The organism is Pallidibacillus pasinlerensis (assembly GCF_009996845.1).
GTDB lineage: Bacteria > Bacillota > Bacilli > Bacillales > Caldibacillaceae > Pallidibacillus > Pallidibacillus pasinlerensis.
The window spans coordinates 76,556-95,160 of sequence record NZ_JAACYS010000003.1; the positions used below are offsets into that span (position 1 = coordinate 76,556).

Genomic DNA, 18,605 nt, shown 5'->3' on the forward strand with positions numbered 1-18,605 from the left:
TCTTAATGACGGCCTCCTTTTTTATTTTAGTAGGTAAAAATTTACTAAGAAAAAAAGTAAAGTTATAATAAATTTATTAAAATTTAGGGGGGAAAGTTATGACGACAAATATACAACAGTTAGAAACCGATTTTTTAAATTATGTAAAAAAAATAACTGCCTATGAAGAGGCGTTAAACTTAATGTATTGGGATCTTCGGACAGGTGCACCGAAAAAGGGGGTTGAAGGACGTTCGGAAGTAATTGGCTTATTATCATCAGAAGTATTTAAAATGGAAACTTCTGAAGAAATGGAAGGTTATTTGAATCAATTATTAGATGAAAAAAATAAAGAACATATTTCTGAGATTGCATTAAAAACAGCGTTAGATTGCAAAAAAAGTTTTGACCGCATGAAAAAAATCCCAATTGATGAGTATCAGGCTTACGTAACGTTACAGACAAAAGCGGAATCTGTGTGGGAAGAGGCGAAAGAAAAAGCTGATTTTGACATGTTTCGACCGTATTTAGAAGAACTTGTTGCAACAAATAAACGTTTTGTTGAATATTGGGGATATGAAGAAAATAAATACAATACGTTACTTGATATATATGAACCAGGTATGACGGTAGATATATTAGATAACGTTTTTCGTGATGTGCGTGACGGGATTGTAGATTTGCTTCAAAAAATCGAAAAGTCAGACAGAAGAGTTGACACATCTTTCATTAATGAACATATCCCAAAAGCTAATCAAGAGGCTTTAAGCATTGAAATTTTAAAACAGATGGGTTACGACTTTGATGCTGGTCGCTTAGATGAATCTGTTCATCCGTTCCAAATAACGATTAACCAAGGGGATGCACGGATAACGAATAAGTATGATGAACAAGATTTTCGAATAGCTGTTTTTGGAGCGATGCATGAAGGTGGACATGCTCTATATGAACAAAATGTTTCAAAAGATCTTGCTGGAACACCATTAGCTGGCGGGACATCTATGGGAATTCATGAATCCCAATCATTGTTTAATGAAATTTTTGTCGGTCGAAACAAAAACTTTTGGAAGAAAAACTATGATTTATTGAAAAAATATGCAAACGATCAATTTGATAAAGTTCCGCTAGATGACTTTTATTATGCGATTAATGAAGTGCGTCCTAGTTTAATTCGCATTGAAGCAGATGAAGTCACCTATCCATTACATATTATTATCCGTTATGAAATTGAAAAAGGGCTTTTTAATGATGAGATTGAAATAAAAGATTTACCTGCAATTTGGAATGAGAAATACAAAGAATATCTAGGTGTTGAACCTGATCACGATGGCGTCGGTGTTCTGCAAGATGTACATTGGGCTAGTGGCGCGTTTGGATATTTCCCTTCCTATGCATTAGGTTATATTTATGCAGCTCAATTTAAAAATGCATTATTAAAAGACCTTCCAAACTTTGATGAATTACTCGCTGAAGGAAAACTAGAGGAAATTAAAAAATGGTTTAACGAAAAAGTTCACCAATATGGAAAAATGAAAAAACCATTAGAAATTTTACAAGAAGCTACGGGAGAAGGGTTAAACGCACGCTATTTAATTGATTATTTACAAGAGAAATATCGTGATATTTATCAGTTTTAAAAAAATAATAGGAATCTACAATTAGACAATTTTATCTAATGTAGATTCCTTTTTTTGTAAACAAACATAATTACTGCTCAGTGAAACTTTTTGCCCAACGAATCGCTTCCATATAAATTGAGAAGATGTTTTCATTTTCAATTTCAAATTTTTGTTCGAGTTCATTTAAATTGTCCCAATCAGCATGTTCAATTGCGATGATAATATTTAACACTTCACGAAAATGATTGTCATTTCCTAATAAAGCTGCAGTAATTTCCTTTTGTAATGGAAGTTCCTTTAATATTTCTTCCATCGGACGGTTAAGAATCCCATCAATTTGAGAAAACATTCCTAAAAGAAAATAAGAGTTTGAATTCTCTCTTTGGAACAAACTTTTTGCAAATAACTCACAAAACTTTCCTCGGACCAAGCTATTTTGGATAAGTTCATTCGTTAATTCGTCAATCTTTTTTAATTCTCGTAATGATAAAATATAAATCCATCTTTGAAATTCAACTAATCCTAGGCGAACAATGGCTTGCTGGATTGATTGAATTTCGAATTCCTTTTTATAATTTCGATTAATAAGTTTCAATAATTGATGTGATAAGGATAAATCTTTTTCAATAATTTCAGTTAATAATTTTATTTCTGGTTCTGGTTTATTCATTTCTTTAATTATTTGCATGTATGAAAAAAATGAAATTGGAATTTCTTGAGTTGATAGTATAACTGGTTTTTGGAAATAATAGCCTTGAAAATAATCAAATCCTTCTTTATAACATTGTTGATACTCTTCATACGTTTCTATTTTCTCTGCTAATAGTTTAATAGGAAAGAAGTTTTTCAATTTTAATATTTGCTTTAGGGTTTTCAAATCTGTATTTTGAAAATCAACTTTAATAATATCTATAAATGTCATAATTTTAATTGTTTCTCGTTTTGACAAATCCATTTGGAAATCATCAAGGGCAATTTTATATCCTTTATTTTTATAATATTTACAAGCACGGAGAATAGCATCCGTTGGTTTTATATCTTCTAATAGTTCAATCACTATTTGAGTAGGAGAAAATGCTTCCGGCACGCCTTCCAGTAAAAACTTTTCTGTAAAATTTATGAATCCGTAAGTATTATTTGTTAGCTCTTTAAAATCAAAATTTACAAAACTGTTTATTAGTACTTCTGCTGTTGCAGAATCATTATTTAACATAGCTTTATTATTTATTTGATTGTTACGAAACAAAAGCTCGTAACCAATAATTTTATTTCTACGATCATAAATTGGCTGTCTAGCAATAAAAACCTCCATCCAAATTCTTCCTCCTAAGTTATTCTCTAAAAATATATTTTAGCAAAAATTTTGTCAATAAAAGTTATATTTTTGTAAATAATTTAGCAGTTTTGTACTATTTTTTAAAAAATAGTCAAAAAGTCGTGTATTATCGAATGTTGTCGAATGATAAAATGATAATAGGTTCTGATAAAAAAATTATGTTTGAAAAAAGTTTAGGGGGAGAAAAATGTCTAGATTTTTGACACCAGAGGAAATGGTGCGTAAAAGAGAGATAAATAAACGCTTGTTTTATGTATCAATTCCTTTAATCGGAGCTTTAATTGGCGCGGTTATAGCTTTATTTTCAAATATGATTTAAATAAGATTTTTAAGTACGTATGAGTAAAATTATTGTGGGCGGAATAAATTTTATCCCCTTCATTTAGTGAACGAACGTAGTGAGTTCACTAAATGAAGGGGCAAGCAAGCGGAAGCGCGGTAGGAAAAAAGCAGATATAATGAAAAAGAGGGTACTCCTTGGTAGAATGATAGTCAACCAAAACAACCATTACCGAGAAAGGAGTATCCCTCATGGAAAAGAATATCACAAAATATCCAAATTTAAAAGAAATTGAGCAAATGGTTTGGAGGCAATTACAAGATACCTTCTCCAGCGTTATGAAAAATATTTTGGAGGATATGGATCAACAGATTGCAGAAGAACGAGATAAAAAACGCTATCGACTCATTGATAAAAGAAAATATCATATAACTAGTCTCTTCGGAGAGATTGAATTAAATCGTAATTATTACCGTGACCGGGAGACAGGGGAATATGTTTTTCTCCTTGATCGTTATTTAGAGTTTGAGGATGCAGGTTCTTTTAGCCCATTGATTGAGGAGGTAGCTATTGAATTAGCTGTTCAGGGACCTTCCTATCGAAAAGCAGCCAGTACGTTAGAAACCCTTTTAGGCTATCGGGTTATTAGTCATGAGGCAATCCGTCAACACTTATTACAAGTTTCGAGTATTCCAAAAAAGCGTTTATGATCCAGTTGTTGATGTTAGAGCAATTAAACCAAAAAATAAGGGGAAATCAGATATAAAATCAGCAATTGATGAAACTGCAAAATATCCAGTAAAAGATACAGATTTTATGACTGATGATGAAGAAAGAAATCTGCAGCGTTTAGCTGATTTGGAGGAAGGACTTTATCGAAAAAGATTAATTTCATATGGTGGTTTATTAAAAGAAATTCATAAGGAATTAAATCTTGATGACGCAGAAGATGGCGATTTAATACATACAGATGATGAAGAAAAAGCAGATGAAGATGGCTTTTCTATTATTGCAATGTGGAATTGGGAACGGAAAAATTATTTTATTAAAGAGTAGTTCAACAATCGGACCATTTAATTTAGGAAGGGTATGGTAAAATGACATTAGCCCACATACAGATAAAATAATATTGACAAGTAGAAGATGTTATACATAATACCTTAAATATAAGGAGATTTAGATGGATAAGAGAATAAAAGAGTTAATTAATTTTACAAAGGAAAAGTACTGCTTACACGAATATTATGTACATACATTTGATATCAACCGAAGTACAACAATTTTCAAAGATACTATTTATAGCCTAAGCATGGAATGGTTTCCAAATCATATTAAAAATTGGGATGATGAAACCTATAATCCAGAAGGGACAGTGTCTATTGAGATAGACATCCATTCAAGAAAGACAAAGCATGTGATTTTTAGTGAGGGAATATCAACTGTTGATGGTATGACTTTTGATTTGAATAATAGGGGTGAAATCATTAAGTGGATTGAAAAAGAAACTGGTCTGACCTACGGAAGGCAGTTTGAGTTCTGGAAGGAAGAAGAAAGAGAGCTTCATTTCAAGGAATGTATCAATGGGGTAGCAGTTTCTCCGTCAGGTTATATTGAATTTAAACTGGATCAAGAAGGTAGACTCACCTTATTTTCTGTATATGGACAGTTTCCCACTAAAAAACTTATAAATCAAGAAAAATATTTGCTTTCCATTGAACAAGTTGAAGAGTTAGCTAAGGAACAATTGAAGTTAATTGAGTTTCCAGTCATTGAACAAAAAAAACTCGTTCCAGCATTTGCAATCGAGGAGATTTATATTAAAAATGATTGTTCCTCTACCTTGCCTTTTGAATTTTTTGTAGATGATAAGTTTCCTTTGCAAATGGACAAAGTGATAGAGTGGAATGATAATATTCAAAAACCTTTCCAAAGTAATATACTATCACTAATTGAAAATGTAACACCTGACCAAGCATTTCAGTGTGAGTCACATCCAGATTTGCGACCAATCACAGAGGAAGAAATTAAAAAGTGTGTCAGTACCATTCGGAAATTTTTAAGTCAAGAATACACGAACGATTCAGGAAAATGGGCATTAAAGTCTCTATATCGAGATAAGGGATACATCCATGCAACATTAAAGAAAAAGGAACAGAATGAGCGTGTATTTAAAAGGAAAATGACGCTATTTATTGACTCAGATACTTATGAAGTATTGAATTACATGGATAATAAGCCATTTTTAGAAACGTATATGGAATTAAAAGAAGCAGAAAAAATAAAGATTACAAAAGAGGAAGCGTTTGAGAAAATAAAAGAATTGATTGAGCTGACACCATATTATGTATATGATTTTGAGCAAGGTTACTATGTATTATGTGGAAAGTTAGATTGCCAATATGCAGTAAGGGCGAATAATGGGGAAGTTGTTGAATTAAATGAATTGTAATATAAATAATATTTACTCACTTTAAAAATTGAGACTTCTCACTATGCTCTTCTAATTCAACAATCGGGTGCTAATCAGGAATAAGATTAGCGCCCAACTTGCCATTGTCGGGCCAGATTGTGGCGTGATTCGTACTCCAAATGTAAAAACCTTTTGACACAGACGAAACTTTCCTTTAAGGTTAAATGGAAAGAACTTTTGACATTATTAAGAGGTGATTACTTTGGATTTAATTAGAGCAGTCGTGCCACTTTTAGTGGGCTTAATTATTTTCTTTATTATCGGTTGGGTTACTGGTACAGATGAATATGGTGGGGTAAAAACAAAGGATGATGAGCGTTCACAATTGATTAAACAAAAAGCGATTGTAAGCAGTTGGTTATTACTCTTTATGTTTTTCGTTATTAACTTTGTCTTTGATTTATTTAATCTAAATGATGAGCGGTTAGTATTGATTCTGTTTGTCTATCCAGAATTACTTTATTTGTTGATTGCGGTTATTAGCTATTTTGTATATTACTGGATTTATAGCCGTCGGATGAGCAGCAATGAGAAATAAAATTTTAGAACATCGCAAGCATAAAGGGTTTACACAAGATCAACTGGCAAAGAAATGCAATGTATCAAGGCAAACAATTAATGCTATTGAAAATGACCGATATGACCCTACTCTACAACTGGCATTTAAAATAGGAGAGTACTCAATACCACAGTTGATGACGTTTTCAATCCATAGCTTGTTTCTTCCAGAATAGGGCGCGATTGTCGCATTAAAGATACGAGAGAATTCCTCTTGTATCTTTTTTATTTTGAGTGGTTTTGTCCGTTAAAATTTGCAAGGCGATAGCGACTAAATTTTAGTGTCTTGCTGAGTGTAGCTATCGGCACACTTTCAGCAACGGACAAAATAAAAAAATCAAGGGGGAAAGGGTGGAGATTTTTCAGCGTAGCGTCATGTACATCAACCTGTATTATTTGTAGAGGTCGATGGTTTGTTTGTAAAACGTCAAGGTAAACGAAAAAAGGGAAAAGAAGAGAAAATAGCCGCAGTTCATCAAGGCTGGGAAGTCAATGGGAAACGAGTAAGACTGAAGAATAAACGCCATTTCGTACATGAAGGGAACCAGCCATTTTGGGAGGCGTTTGAGGACTTTCTCATCGAAAACTTTGAGTATGATCCAACCATTCATAAGTTGGTAATAAATGGAGATGGTGCAAATTGGATTACAACTTGTCGTGACTATTTCAAAGATCGTGCATTCTTTTCGCTTGATCGTTTCCATGTGGCACGGGAGATTCGAAGTTTGTTCCGTCATCACCCACGTTATCGTCCAATTCGTAAGGCGCTTGCATCATATGATTATGAGAAATTGCTTACAGAGCTTAACAGTGCAGTCGGAACGCTAGAGGATGATGAGCAAGAGGAACGTCTAGAAGCATTTATTCGCCAATTAGAGAAATATCCAGAAGCCTTGGGAGATTATCGTAACTGGCTTAAAGAACAGGGTATAGATACAACAGGAATGCGTCCGATGGGTAGTGCAGAAGGAACCATGAGTGTATTTGCCAAAAGACTTAAAAATGGCCGTAGTTGGGTGGATAAAGGTGTAAGTGCCATGTTCACTGGTTTGGTAGCTTACTTGGATAAATTGACCTTAAAAACACTATTTGGCAGGATCGAAAAATGGACTGAAACAAAGGTGGAAAAGAACCCCCCAAGATACTATAAAGAAAAAGTTACGAGCACAATTGGTGAAGCCACTAGAGACAATGTTCTATATCTAAAAAGAAAAGCTAACATACCAGTTTACAAAGCATTAAAAGAGTTGTCTGGCTTTTAAAAAAGGCAAAATTCTTACCAAGAGAGTATCCTAAGAGTTTGAATCCGCTTTCAAATGTAAGGTGTTAAAAAACTGCCTATAAATACTTGACTCAAACTTTAAGTACATATTATTTGAATTTTTTATCACTGTTTGTATAATTATACATAATTCACGGAAATTTTTTAAAAACCCAAAGTTAAGTTAAATCGAAATGATTTCTTACCTTTGGGTTTTTCATATGAATTTGATCTAGATTGCGAAGGTGGTAATTTACTACGGAAGGGGGATACGAATTAAGGCAAAATTAATTCAATGTAAAATGATTCTTTTGTTTGAGTAAAACCTTTACTCATATACATAAACGGATATGAACAATGCACATCATTCTTTTTTCACTCATATAATAAACCAAATTTATAACATACTACTTATCTAAATTTAACAATATCAAGTATTAAGTTTAAAACACTCGAAAGAAAAATTAAGAAGAGAGTGATGGAATGATGTTTTACTACTGTGAAAATTGTTGCACAATTCATGTTGAACAACATATATGCCACGAATGTGGTTCTTTGAGATTACATCCGATTATAATTGATGTTCAATATCATAAAAATGAAGTAAAATCTCCAAATGAGGAATAAAAAGCGGTTTTTAAGATGCTTTCTTACGGGCATCTTTTTTATATTTAAAAAAAATAATTTAACAAGTCGTAAGTCAGTGAACTATTTTCTTTCACTTCAAAAACTAGTTTATTATAAAAGTATTTATTAGGAAAATTTTAATAAATCATTTACAATAGTACATATAATTGTTTGAAACAAAGGGGTATAAAGATGAAACAACAATTGGTGGATATAACAAAATCAGAGTCTATTAACTTACAAAAACTTTATCAATTTTTCACCTACTATGAACAACAACAAGATAATATTCGAGCAGAGAAGGTAAAAGATTTACTGAGAAAAGAATTGTCAGGTGAAATTAATGTTGTCTTTTGTGGACATTTTTCTGCAGGTAAGTCAACGATGATTAATACACTTTCTGGGGAAAATATTCTACCAACAAGTCCGATACCAACAAGTGCTAATCTTGTGAAAATTAAATTTGGTACAAAACATTACGCTAAATTTAACCTTCAAGATGGACGAGCAATATATCATCCTGCTCCATTTGATTTAAATAAAATTAAAGATTTATTTAAAGATGGAGAAATGATTCATTCGATTGAAATTGAACTACCGAATGGAAACTTGCCAAAGGGCGCAGTAATTATGGATACACCTGGTATTGATTCTACGGATCAAGCTCACAAATTAGCAACAGAGTCGGCTATGCATTTAGCAGATGCTGTTTTTTATGTAATGGATTATAACCATGTACAGGCAGAAGAAAACTTCCTATTTACGAAAGAAATGCAAAACTTTGGTAAAGATGTGTATTTAATTGTTAATATGATCGATAAACATCAAGAACATGAAATTCCAATGGAAACGTTTAAACAATCAGTAATCGAATCATTTGCTGCTTGGTCAATTTATCCGAAGGGGATTTTTTATACTAGTTTAAAAGATTTTAATCATCCGCATAATAATTTTCCTCAGCTAAAGGAGAAGTTAGTTGAAATTTTTTCCAGCGTTGAGGTAAACAGTGTTGATGCTTCATTAAATTTATTAATGGACGAACATTTACAAAAAATTGCAGAAGATCAAGAAGAGGAAATAGAACAATTAAACAAAATTGTACACTCTTTAAGTGATGAACAACGAAATAATTTACATAATGAATTTACTGAGATTACGAAAGAAATTAACAAACTAACGGACATCGTGACTACTTTTGAAAAAGAGAAGGACGATGAATTAGAAACTATATTAAAAAATGCATATTTAATGCCAGCAGAAACACGAGAGTTAGCAAAACAATATTTGGAATCGTTACAAAAGGATTTTAAAGTTGGCTTTTTATTTGCGAAGAAAAAAACGGAAGAAAAAAGAAAGGAAATTTTACAAACCTTTCAAAATGCACTACGAGAAAACACAAATACACAAATCGTTTGGCATTTAAAAACGATGTTATTGAATTTCATGAAAAAGTATGAAATTATTGATCGTTCTTTAGAAAATAAAATCCAAACAATTAGTATAAATATATCAGAAGATATGCTGGCAAATTCTGTAAAGCAAGGTGCCCTTGTTACCGGACAATCGGTGCTTAACTATACGAATGATGTAGCAAATCAAGTGAAAGTTTTTACAAGAAGAATGGTTGATGAGTTTTTTGAAGTGATGAAATCACATATTCTAGAAGCGTCAGCAGATCAGTTAAATGAATTAGAAAGCAAAAAAGAAAAAATAGAACGTTTTATACAAGCCGACAATCGTTTACAAGAATTAAATGAAAATTATCAACAAGTAAAAAATCATTTACTCCATTTAATGGAGCAACAAGAAGAAATAACCGATTCAGTCCGTGAAGATTTACAACAAATTTTTAATAATGAAAATGAAATTGTTGTGGATTTTGACACTTTTATTCACACAGAAGGTATAACAGAAAAGGATCAACAGCCTAAAATTGAAAGACGAAAAAAGGTAAATAAATCACGGGAAGTTGAGGCAAATCAACACGAAAAAACAATAATGAAATTGATTGAAGGGGCACAAATATTAAAAAATACACCAACAATGGAAAAAGTTGCTGAAACTTTAGTTGAGCGAGCAAAAAGACTAAAAAATCAACAATTTACTGTAGCGTTGTTTGGAGCCTTTAGTGCTGGAAAATCGTCCTTTGCTAATGCGTTAATGGGTGAAAAAATATTACCAGTTTCACCAAATCCGACAACAGCATCGATTAATCGAATCTTACCAGCAGATGACGAACATTCACATGAAACAGGGATTGTTAAACTCAAAAATAAACAAATGTTATTAGACGATTTAAACGAGGCACTTCAGCATTTTAATTTGAAAGCTAGTTCCCTAGAAGAAGCGTACGAATTAGCAGAAAAAACGATGGATGGGGCAGTAGAAGAACGAAACCAAATGCATTTATCTTTTCTAAAGGCTTTTAGAAAAGGGTATCGCAACTTTGAAACTCAACTTGGTGATGAAATTACCGTATCGAAAAAAGAGTTCCAACAATTTGTTGCAGAAGAGGACAAGTCCTGTTTTGTTGAATGGATTAATTTTTATTATAAATCACCAGTAACGGATAAAGGGATTACGTTAGTAGATACACCTGGAGCAGACTCGATAAACGCAAGACATACGGGTGTTTCATTTGAATACATTAAAAATGCAGATGCGATTATTTTTGTTACTTACTATAACCATGCCTTTTCTAAAGCGGACCGTGAATTTTTAATTCAGTTAGGTCGGGTTAAAGATCAATTTGCATTAGATAAAATGTTCTTTATCGTCAATGCAGTTGATTTGGCAAATAATGAAGAAGAATTAGAAGATGTTTTAAATTATATCGACCATCAATTGGTGCAATTTGGTATTCGAAATGCAAACCTATATCCTGTTTCCAGCTTAAACGCATTAAAAGAAAAACTAACAGGAGAACGTCTTGAATCAAATTTCCCTGAATTTGAAGAATCGTTCTATCACTTTATTACAGGTGAATTGAAGGAAATGGCGATCAATGCTGCGGAAACAGAATGGAAACACGCAATTGATCGAGTAAAAGTACTCGTTGAATCGGCAAGTTCAGATATTAATGAAAAGGAACAAAAATTAAAGCAGTATAATGAACAAAAACAAAAAGTTCAAAAGATAATCGATAATATTTCACTTGATGTTATCAAGGAGCAAATTACCCAAGAATTAAAAGAACTCGTTTACTATATTAACCAACGAAATGGTTTACGTTTTTCTGATTTCTTTAAGGAATCATTTAACCCTGCAACGATAAAAGGGTCTAGCAGTGAAGCGAAACAGGCATTACGTCCAGCAATGAAAGAACTATTAGCTTCCATCGGCTTCGATTTAACTCAAGAACTGCGTGCGACAACAATTCGAATGGAAAACTTTGTTAATAAGGAATTAGCTAGTTTACGTGATTCTTTAATTTCACAAATTAACAAGATTAATGAGAACTTAACCTTTACTGTATTTGAAAATGAAAAAATTGAAACACCCGATTTCGAAAACGAACTGAAAACTTTACCGATGGATTTCTTTACTAAAGAGTTAGGTATGTTTAAAAATACGAAAACATTTTTCGAAAAAAATGAACGAAAACAAATGGAAGAAGCCATCCAAAAACGTTTAAAAGAACCTATAGCTGATTATTTACAAAAAGGCGAAAACACGTTACAGCCAGTTATTGATTCAATGTTATCATCTGGTTTTAATCGCCTAGTAAATGACCTACAACAACAATTAGAAGAACAATTTGCTGGTTGGATGTCCGTTTTAGAAAATAAAATTGATATTGATCTTTTAAAGCAAAACTTACAACAATTAGAAAATATGTAAAAATATTTTACATTTACAGGGATAGAGAATTGGAAATAATTAAATTAGTCTTCCTTTAGTTATGTACTTGTTTTTATGATAGAATAGAAAAGCATTTGAAAAAATAATGGAAAACAACCGAGAATACCAACAATGAGGTGACAATTTGACGAATAATCAATCAAAGCTTTTGTTAGTTGATGGCATGGCGTTATTGTTCCGGGCCTTTTATGCAACAAGTGTTTCGGGACAATTTATGTATAATGATGAAGGTATTCCAACAAACGGTGTGAATGGCTTTTTACGACATATGTTTACAGCTGTAAATCACTTTAAACCAACTCATTTAGCCGTTTGTTGGGATATGGGAAGTAAAACATTTCGCAATGAAATGTATGAAGATTATATACCCAATTTTAGATGGGAATATTAACAAAATATTAATATCAATAATGTAATTGAATTATTCCCAAGTTTGCTTGGGATTTATATATCAATATTTGTTTCGAAGATGACTTTTCAACAGTAATATAATGTAGTTTATACACTTCTAATATATGAACAACCTCTTTATTCGAAAAGAGGTTGTTTTTTTAATCAGACAAAATTGTTATGTGCAATATATTTTTTGAATCAGGCTTAAAATTGTATGACCTTAAATAAATTGATACTAAAGCGAATAAACTATTAGAAGTTTCCTTTGTGTAGGGCGTAGTCATAATACAACTTGCTAAATGGCGCGTTTTCTTCCAACAATAAGTATTGTAATAATGGGATTTAAATGATTGGCTGTCATTTTGATAAGAATTAAAATTTTTCCTATGGTAAACATTTTGGGTTAAATTTAATTTATGTAAAATTATTAAAAGGAGTCCTCTTTTATGATTGATTTAGTTGATTTTTTTCAAAAATTAAATCCAATAATTAAATCCAATAATACAGGCATTTATAGCTACATTATTTACATGGGGAATGACTGCATTAGGTGCATCACTTGTATTTGCAACAAAAACAATAAACAAACGATTATTAGATAGTATGTTAGGATTTGCTGGAGGTGTGATGATTGCTGCCAGCTTTTGGTCCTTACTTGCTCCAGCTATTGAAATGTCTGAGGACAACTCCATAGGAAATTGGTTTCCAGCAGCATTTGGATTTTTATTAGGGGGGATTTTTTTATGGGGAATTGATAAAATTTTACCTCATCTTCATCCCAATACCCCTATTAGCGAAGCGGAAGGAATTTATCCAAAAGAAAGAAAAAGAAGTACCCTGTTAGTTCTTGCCATTACCCTTCATAATATTCCAGAGGGGTTAGCTGTCGGAATTGCTTTCGGCGCACTTGCAAATGGAGGTACTGAAGCAACTTTAGCTAGTGCTTTAACTTTGGCACTAGGAATTGGTATTCAAAATTTTCCAGAAGGCGTTGCTGTTTCCATGCCATTAAGGGGAGAAGGAATGTCTCGAAGAAAGAGTTTTTTCTATGGACAATTTTCAGGTATGGTTGAACCGATAGCTGCGGTCATTGGTGCATTTGCAGTTGCATTTATTGAACCATTATTACCTTATGCATTGAGCTTTGCTGCTGGAGCAATGATATTTGTTGTTATAGAAGAAGTAATTCCAAGCTCACAAGAAAAAGGCAATAAAGATCTCGCTTCTATGAGTTTAATGGTTGGTTTTGTATTGATGATGATTCTCGATGTGGCATTAGGTTAAATTGGTTACTGCATATATCATTTTATAGCTCTTTTCAAAAAATGATTGAATGCTTAATTACTCAAACTTCACAGACTGATATCGCCAAATAAGCCCTGATATAATTAGGAAAGCCATAATTCAATTGTTTAATTTGATTTTTGTATTTTGGTGCGAAGTTTGAGATGTTGATATAAATTTAAATTGATTCCAGCAAATTCTAAAATTAGGAAAAAGGTACTATAATATTTGCACAAATTCTGCACAAACTATTGATAATTTTGACTTTGACTATAAGTATGTTGGAAAGGGTGATAATAATGAAAAAGCAAAAAGTTGTATTAGGGATATCTTCAATGCTATTGATATTCTTATTATCTGCTTGTGCAAACGGCGGTGAACCATCTCAAAACGAAAATGCTGATAATGAAACAGAAACTCAAGAAAACGTAAATAATAGTGAAGAAGAATCAGATTCTACGGGAGAAATGGATCATTCAGAGATGAATCACTCAGGTGGAGAAGTTCCCCAAGGTTTAACAGAGGCAGAAAATCCAACATATCCTGTTGGTAGTAAAGTGATTCTTCATGCTGATCATATGGCTGGAATGAATGGTGCAGAAGCAACAGTTTCGGGTGCTTTTGATACCACAGTCTATTCGGTTACATATACCCCAACAACCGGTGGTGAACCAGTAGAAGATCATAAATGGGTAGTTCACGAAGAAATTGAGAATCCGAGTGAAGAATCATATAAACCGGGCGATCAAGTGGTTTTAAATGCTGAACATATGAAAGGAATGGATGGAGCAACTGCAACTATAGATACAGCTAATCAAACTACGGTTTATATGGTGGATTACACAGATAAAGAAACAGGGGAAAAGATAACTAATCATATGTGGGTCACGGAAGACGAACTATCGCCTGTAGAATAAATAAAATTTCGAGTTATTTATAAAGGGGATTGACAAAAGGTCAATCCCCTTTATATATGTGTTTTTCTTATAATACCTATAACTTATTTATTCATGACTATTCCACTTATACCCAACACCCCAAACCGTTTGTAAATATTTTTCTGCTGGAAAACCTACTTTTCTCAATTTTTTACGTAGATTTCTGATGTGAGAATCAATCGTTCGATCTTCAGTCGATACCTCATACCCCCAAATGGAAGTGATTAAATGCTCTCTTGTAAATACTATATTTTGATTAGTAAGAAATAGAGTAATTAGTCCAAACTCTTTTGGAGTTAAGTTTATATTTATTCCTTTAAATTGTAGCTGGAACGCATCTTGGTCTAAACTAAGTCCATTAAACTGGATTACTCCATGATTATTTTTCTGTCTGCGTAATACAGCTTCAATTCTTGCAACAAGCTCTTCTTCATCAAATGGTTTTGAAATGTAATCATCTGCACCGCCTTTTAAACCCTTTACTATATCTTCCTTCGCATCTCTTGCAGTAAGCATTATGATTGGTGTATCCCAATGTTTTCTTATTTTTTTACAGGTTTCCCAACCGTCCATTTCAGGCATCATAATATCCAATAAAATTAAGTCAACATTATTTTCTTCCAAGTATTTGATTCCTTTTAATCCTGAATCAACTTTTATACATCGATAGCCTAAAGGCGATAAATATAGACTCAATAAATCAAGCATGACTGGTTCATCATCGATTATCAAAATCGTTTTCATGATTATCATTCTCCTTGGAAAACAAGTTCAAATTCTGTTCCAACGTTTTCTTTACTTTTAACAAAAATATCAGCATGATGAGCATGTACTAGTTCTTTTACTATAGCAAGCCCAAGCCCTGAACCGCCTAGAGACCTTGTTCGTGATTTATCAACACGGTAAAACCGGTTGAAAATATAGGGGAGATCTTTTTTAGGAATTCCTTTTCCATTATCCTTTATTAAAATATGAATCTTATTTTTCTCTCTCCATGCCTTTAACTCAAGTTCAGCACCTACATGGGAGTATTTCATAGCGTTATCTAGAAGATTTACAAGAATTTGTTCTAGCATTAAAGGATCAGCTTTAAAGAATAAATTGTTTTGACATGAGACATTAAATTTAATATTTCTATCTTTGAAAGCATGTTCAAGTTTTAGTTCTATTCTTTGAAGGAAAGAATTTAATTCAATCGTTTCTTTATGAATAGCAAAAGAATTCTTGTCAATCTTAGCCAAATCAAACAGTTTTTTTTATTAATTCATTTAAATGATTGGTTTCATCTACAATCGTTGATAAGTATTTTATTCTTTCTTCTTCTGTTACATTACGCTTTCGCAAGATATCAGCATACCCTTTTATATAGGTGATTGGGGTTCGAAGTTCATGTGAGATACTTGCTAAAAATTCATTGCGTTCTTTCTTTAAGTAGTTTAAATCTATTGCTAATTTTTGAATGGAATGGGCTAATTCTCCGAGTTCGTCATTAGAATTTACAGGTAGTGTTACAGTAAAATCCCCTTTACTAATTTGGTGAGTAGCTTCTTTCATTTTGATTAATGGTTTTATAATTCCTCTTGACAAAAATATGATAATAATAATTGTTAAGATTACAGAAATCCATCCAGTAAGTATAAAATGTTCATTTAATTTTTGAATGAGTGAATGAATAGATGTCGTGTTTTGAAACATATAAACAAATCCTGAAATTTCATTTTTATTAATGATAGGGCTGATTGTAACAATATATGGTTCTTTTTCCCAATTATCTTCTATGACTTTTCCTTCTTTTGGGATATTAGAATTAGAATGTTCACTTAAATATTTTTCAAATAATTGGAGTTGATCAGAAGAACCAAGTACATTTCCTTGTTTATTGGTAACGACAATGTCAGTTTTTGATTCAGATTCCATTAATACTACATGAGAAAGAGTTTCGTTATCAAAGCTTTTGGCTAACACGGAACTATGAGAATTCCCTCTTGCTAAGAGTGAACTTAGTTCTTCGTTTACTCTAGATTCGACTATTCCTTCATGTAGAAAGAAAAACATAAGTGTACTTAATCCAAAAAAGATTATAAAAAACATAATACCCAATTTTACAGAAAGTTTTTTCATTTTTTCACCTAATTTTAACTGGAGATATCTATAATTATACAAAAAAATGTGGAGAATTTGTGGAGAAGGGAAATCTAGTGGTGCTTTCTTTTACCTTTTATATTCAAATTTTAATAACCCTCTCTGTTAGGATAGATGTCGTACGATACTTTAGTGTATAGTTAAGTAACTAACACGGAGGTTGATCGATATGACAAGGAAACATGGAGTACGATATACGAAAGAACAAAAAGAGGCCGTGGTCAAGCGCATAAATGCCTCCAAATAATGAATCTGTATCACAAATTGCAGAAGAAATGGGCATCTCAGATGCGTCATTGTACAAGTGGCGTAAAGAAGCCCGTGAGGCTGGTGGGATAGCACCTGGCAATGGACGCACAAGCGACAAATGGAATAGTGAAGACAAGTTTTTAGTTGTGATGGAGACATTTTCAATGAACGAATTGGAACTGGCCGAGTATTGTCGTAAAAAAGGGCTCTATCGAGAACAAATTGATGCATGGAAACGTGTTTGCCTCCAGGCAAACGGTCAGGCGTTTGATCAAGCTAAACAGATAAATGGAGCATTGAAGGAAGAACAAAAGCGTGCCAAGCAATTAGAAAAGGAACTCCAAAAGAAGGAAAAGGCACTGGCTGAAGCTGCGGCATTATTACTTTTGCGAAAAAAGGCCCAAGCGATTTGGGGGGACCCCGAGGAAGAATGATCAGCCCGTCAGATCGCGCATTAGCAGTTGAACTCATCCAGGAAGCCAATCGAAATGGTGCGCGATTGGAGAAGGCTTGTGAGGAGCTTCATATCAGTGTTCGTACGTATCAACGCTGGGTGGAAGATGGAGATGTAAAAGTTGATCAGCGTCCACTAGCGAAAAGACCCGTCCCTAAAAATAAGTTATCGGAGGAAGAAAAAACGGAAATATTAAGGGTTGTTAAACAGGAAGAATACGTTGATTTACCACCGACACAAATAGTTCCAAAACTCGCAGACAACGGAACTTATATTGCATCTGAATCTACATTTTATCGAGTATTACGTGAGGAAAAAATGCAACATCATCGTGGACGTAGCCAAAAACCAGAGAAAAGAATTCCAGAAAGTCACTTAGCGACATCGCCAAATAAAGTGTGGACATGGGATATTACATGGCTACCTGGACCTGTGAAGGGATTATATTATCGACTCTACTTAATTATTGATCTATTTAGTAGAAAAGCAGTTGGCTGGGAAGTTTGGGAAACAGAAGAGGCTAAACACGCTGAAACGCTTGTGAAGAAAGCAGTTATCAATGAAAAAATTAAAGGTGCACCACTTGTATTGCATTCAGATAATGGTAGCCCGATGAAAGCTGAGACTTTTCTAAGTTTACTAGAGAAGTTGTGCATCCAAAGCTCTTTTTCAAGACCACGTGTAAGTAATGATAATCCATATTCAGAAGCGATGTTTCGAACACTCAAATATCGACCGGATTACCCACACAAAGGCTTTGCGTCACTTGTAGAGGCAAGGGAATGGGCACAGCAATTTATTTATTGGTATAACGAAATTCACCTGCATAGTGGGTTGAAATTTGTGACACCATCACAGTGTCATGCAGGAGAACACATAGCTATATTGGAAAAGCGACAAGAAGTATACGAAACTGCAAAGGCTAAACACCCAGAACGTTGGGCAAGGAGTACAAGGAACTGGAAACCAATTAAAAAGGTGGCACTCAATCCAATGCGAGATGAAGGAAAAAATAAGGAATCAAGGAAATCGTGATCTTCTTTATTACCCTGTTGATTTTAGTTGAAAGAATGCTTTTCCTTTCGACTAAAATCAACAGGCCAGCAAGCGAAGCGCGGTAGCTTGATTGAACTTGAGATTTGAGGAATCTTTTA

Annotated in this window: 13 protein-coding genes and 4 pseudogenes; 13 read left to right on the forward strand and 4 right to left on the reverse strand. The window is 33.1% G+C overall.

Annotated features, from left to right (window positions below):
- Window positions 1-98: 98 nt before the first annotated feature.
- The gene (locus tag GW534_RS01385; protein WP_161919260.1) at window positions 99-1,616 is read left to right on the forward strand and encodes a carboxypeptidase M32; all 1,518 of its coding nucleotides are present in this window, start codon (window positions 99-101) and stop codon (window positions 1,614-1,616) included.
- Window positions 1,617-1,686: 70 nt separating this feature from the next.
- Here GW534_RS01385 and GW534_RS01390 read toward each other — a convergent pair whose 3' ends face one another.
- The gene (locus GW534_RS01390; protein ID WP_161919261.1) at window positions 1,687-2,910 is read right to left on the reverse strand and encodes an EAL and HDOD domain-containing protein; all 1,224 of its coding nucleotides are present in this window, start codon (window positions 2,908-2,910) and stop codon (window positions 1,687-1,689) included.
- Window positions 2,911-3,121: 211 nt separating this feature from the next.
- On the opposite strand from GW534_RS01390, the gene GW534_RS16630 reads away from it, so the two are divergent.
- The 11 genes and pseudogenes from GW534_RS16630 (at window position 3,122) to GW534_RS01440 (ending at window position 14,585) form a co-directional block, all read left to right on the forward strand.
- On the forward strand, window positions 3,122-3,253 hold the full coding sequence (locus tag GW534_RS16630) for a hypothetical protein (protein WP_281351941.1): 132 nt from the start codon (window positions 3,122-3,124) through the stop codon (window positions 3,251-3,253).
- 212 nt (window positions 3,254-3,465) lie between these two features.
- Window positions 3,466-3,924 carry a UPF0236 family transposase-like protein gene (locus tag GW534_RS01395; protein ID WP_246203833.1) on the forward strand — a complete coding sequence of 153 codons (459 nt, stop codon included), beginning with the start codon at window positions 3,466-3,468 and terminating at the stop codon, window positions 3,922-3,924.
- Window positions 3,866-4,270, forward strand: a complete 405-nt coding sequence (locus GW534_RS01400) for a protein rep (RefSeq protein ID WP_161919262.1) — start codon at window positions 3,866-3,868, stop codon at window positions 4,268-4,270. Before GW534_RS01395 ends, GW534_RS01400 begins: the two co-directional genes overlap by 59 nt.
- Before the next feature lie 124 nt (window positions 4,271-4,394).
- Window positions 4,395-5,663: a hypothetical protein gene (locus GW534_RS01405; protein WP_161919263.1), complete on the forward strand. Its 1,269-nt coding sequence runs from the start codon at window positions 4,395-4,397 to the stop codon at window positions 5,661-5,663.
- A gap of 223 nt (window positions 5,664-5,886) precedes the next feature.
- Window positions 5,887-6,222 (forward strand): hypothetical protein, encoded by a 336-nt coding sequence (locus tag GW534_RS01410; RefSeq protein WP_161919264.1) that lies wholly within the window; start codon window positions 5,887-5,889, stop codon window positions 6,220-6,222.
- Window positions 6,212-6,399 (forward strand): annotated as a pseudogene (locus GW534_RS01415) (helix-turn-helix transcriptional regulator). Before GW534_RS01410 ends, GW534_RS01415 begins: the two are co-directional and overlap by 11 nt.
- Before the next feature lie 238 nt (window positions 6,400-6,637).
- Window positions 6,638-7,504, forward strand: a pseudogene (locus tag GW534_RS01420) (UPF0236 family transposase-like protein); the annotation flags it as partial.
- A gap of 818 nt (window positions 7,505-8,322) precedes the next feature.
- Window positions 8,323-11,970 carry a dynamin family protein gene (locus GW534_RS01425; protein ID WP_161919266.1) on the forward strand — a complete coding sequence of 1,216 codons (3,648 nt, stop codon included), beginning with the start codon at window positions 8,323-8,325 and terminating at the stop codon, window positions 11,968-11,970.
- Window positions 11,971-12,115: 145 nt separating this feature from the next.
- Window positions 12,116-12,364 (forward strand): annotated as a pseudogene (locus tag GW534_RS01430) (5'-3' exonuclease); the annotation flags it as partial.
- Window positions 12,365-12,882: 518 nt separating this feature from the next.
- A complete protein-coding gene (locus tag GW534_RS01435) occupies window positions 12,883-13,668 on the forward strand; it encodes a ZIP family metal transporter (protein ID WP_312854615.1) in 786 nt (261 codons plus the stop codon).
- Between the two features lie 299 nt (window positions 13,669-13,967).
- Window positions 13,968-14,585 carry a YdhK family protein gene (locus GW534_RS01440; RefSeq protein WP_161919269.1) on the forward strand — a complete coding sequence of 206 codons (618 nt, stop codon included), beginning with the start codon at window positions 13,968-13,970 and terminating at the stop codon, window positions 14,583-14,585.
- Between the two features lie 87 nt (window positions 14,586-14,672).
- Here the strand turns inward: GW534_RS01440 and GW534_RS01445 are convergent, their stop codons facing one another.
- Genes GW534_RS01445 through GW534_RS16750 form a run of 3 tightly spaced genes read right to left on the reverse strand, consistent with a single transcriptional unit; the run spans window position 14,673 to window position 16,727 of the window.
- Window positions 14,673-15,350, reverse strand: coding sequence for a response regulator transcription factor (locus GW534_RS01445; RefSeq protein WP_161919270.1), 678 nt, complete (start codon window positions 15,348-15,350; stop codon window positions 14,673-14,675).
- Window positions 15,351-15,355: 5 nt separating this feature from the next.
- Entirely contained in the window at window positions 15,356-15,847 is a 492-nt protein-coding gene (locus tag GW534_RS16745; protein ID WP_312854612.1) for a sensor histidine kinase, read from the reverse strand.
- 1 nt (window position 15,848) lies between these two features.
- Entirely contained in the window at window positions 15,849-16,727 is an 879-nt protein-coding gene (locus GW534_RS16750; RefSeq protein ID WP_312854613.1) for a histidine kinase dimerization/phospho-acceptor domain-containing protein, read from the reverse strand.
- 190 nt (window positions 16,728-16,917) lie between these two features.
- Here GW534_RS16750 and GW534_RS01455 point away from each other — a divergent pair.
- Window positions 16,918-18,486: pseudogene (locus GW534_RS01455) on the forward strand (IS3 family transposase).
- Window positions 18,487-18,605 lie beyond the last annotated feature (119 nt).

What these genes read in the sequence shown, in the direction of transcription:
- GW534_RS01385 (WP_161919260.1), top strand. Translation starts at nt 99, where the DNA reads ATGACGACAAATATACAACAGTTAGAAACCGATTTTTTAAATTATGTA.
- GW534_RS01400 (WP_161919262.1), top strand. Translation starts at nt 3,866, where the DNA reads ATGAGGCAATCCGTCAACACTTATTACAAGTTTCGAGTATTCCAAAAA.
- GW534_RS16750 (WP_312854613.1), bottom strand. Translation starts at nt 16,727, where the DNA reads ATGAAAAAACTTTCTGTAAAATTGGGTATTATGTTTTTTATAATCTTT.
- GW534_RS01390 (WP_161919261.1), bottom strand. Translation starts at nt 2,910, where the DNA reads ATGGAGGTTTTTATTGCTAGACAGCCAATTTATGATCGTAGAAATAAA.
- GW534_RS01425 (WP_161919266.1), top strand. Translation starts at nt 8,323, where the DNA reads ATGAAACAACAATTGGTGGATATAACAAAATCAGAGTCTATTAACTTA.
- GW534_RS16630 (WP_281351941.1), top strand. Translation starts at nt 3,122, where the DNA reads ATGTCTAGATTTTTGACACCAGAGGAAATGGTGCGTAAAAGAGAGATA.
- GW534_RS01395 (WP_246203833.1), top strand. Translation starts at nt 3,466, where the DNA reads ATGGAAAAGAATATCACAAAATATCCAAATTTAAAAGAAATTGAGCAA.
- GW534_RS01440 (WP_161919269.1), top strand. Translation starts at nt 13,968, where the DNA reads ATGAAAAAGCAAAAAGTTGTATTAGGGATATCTTCAATGCTATTGATA.
- GW534_RS01405 (WP_161919263.1), top strand. Translation starts at nt 4,395, where the DNA reads ATGGATAAGAGAATAAAAGAGTTAATTAATTTTACAAAGGAAAAGTAC.
- GW534_RS01445 (WP_161919270.1), bottom strand. Translation starts at nt 15,350, where the DNA reads ATGAAAACGATTTTGATAATCGATGATGAACCAGTCATGCTTGATTTA.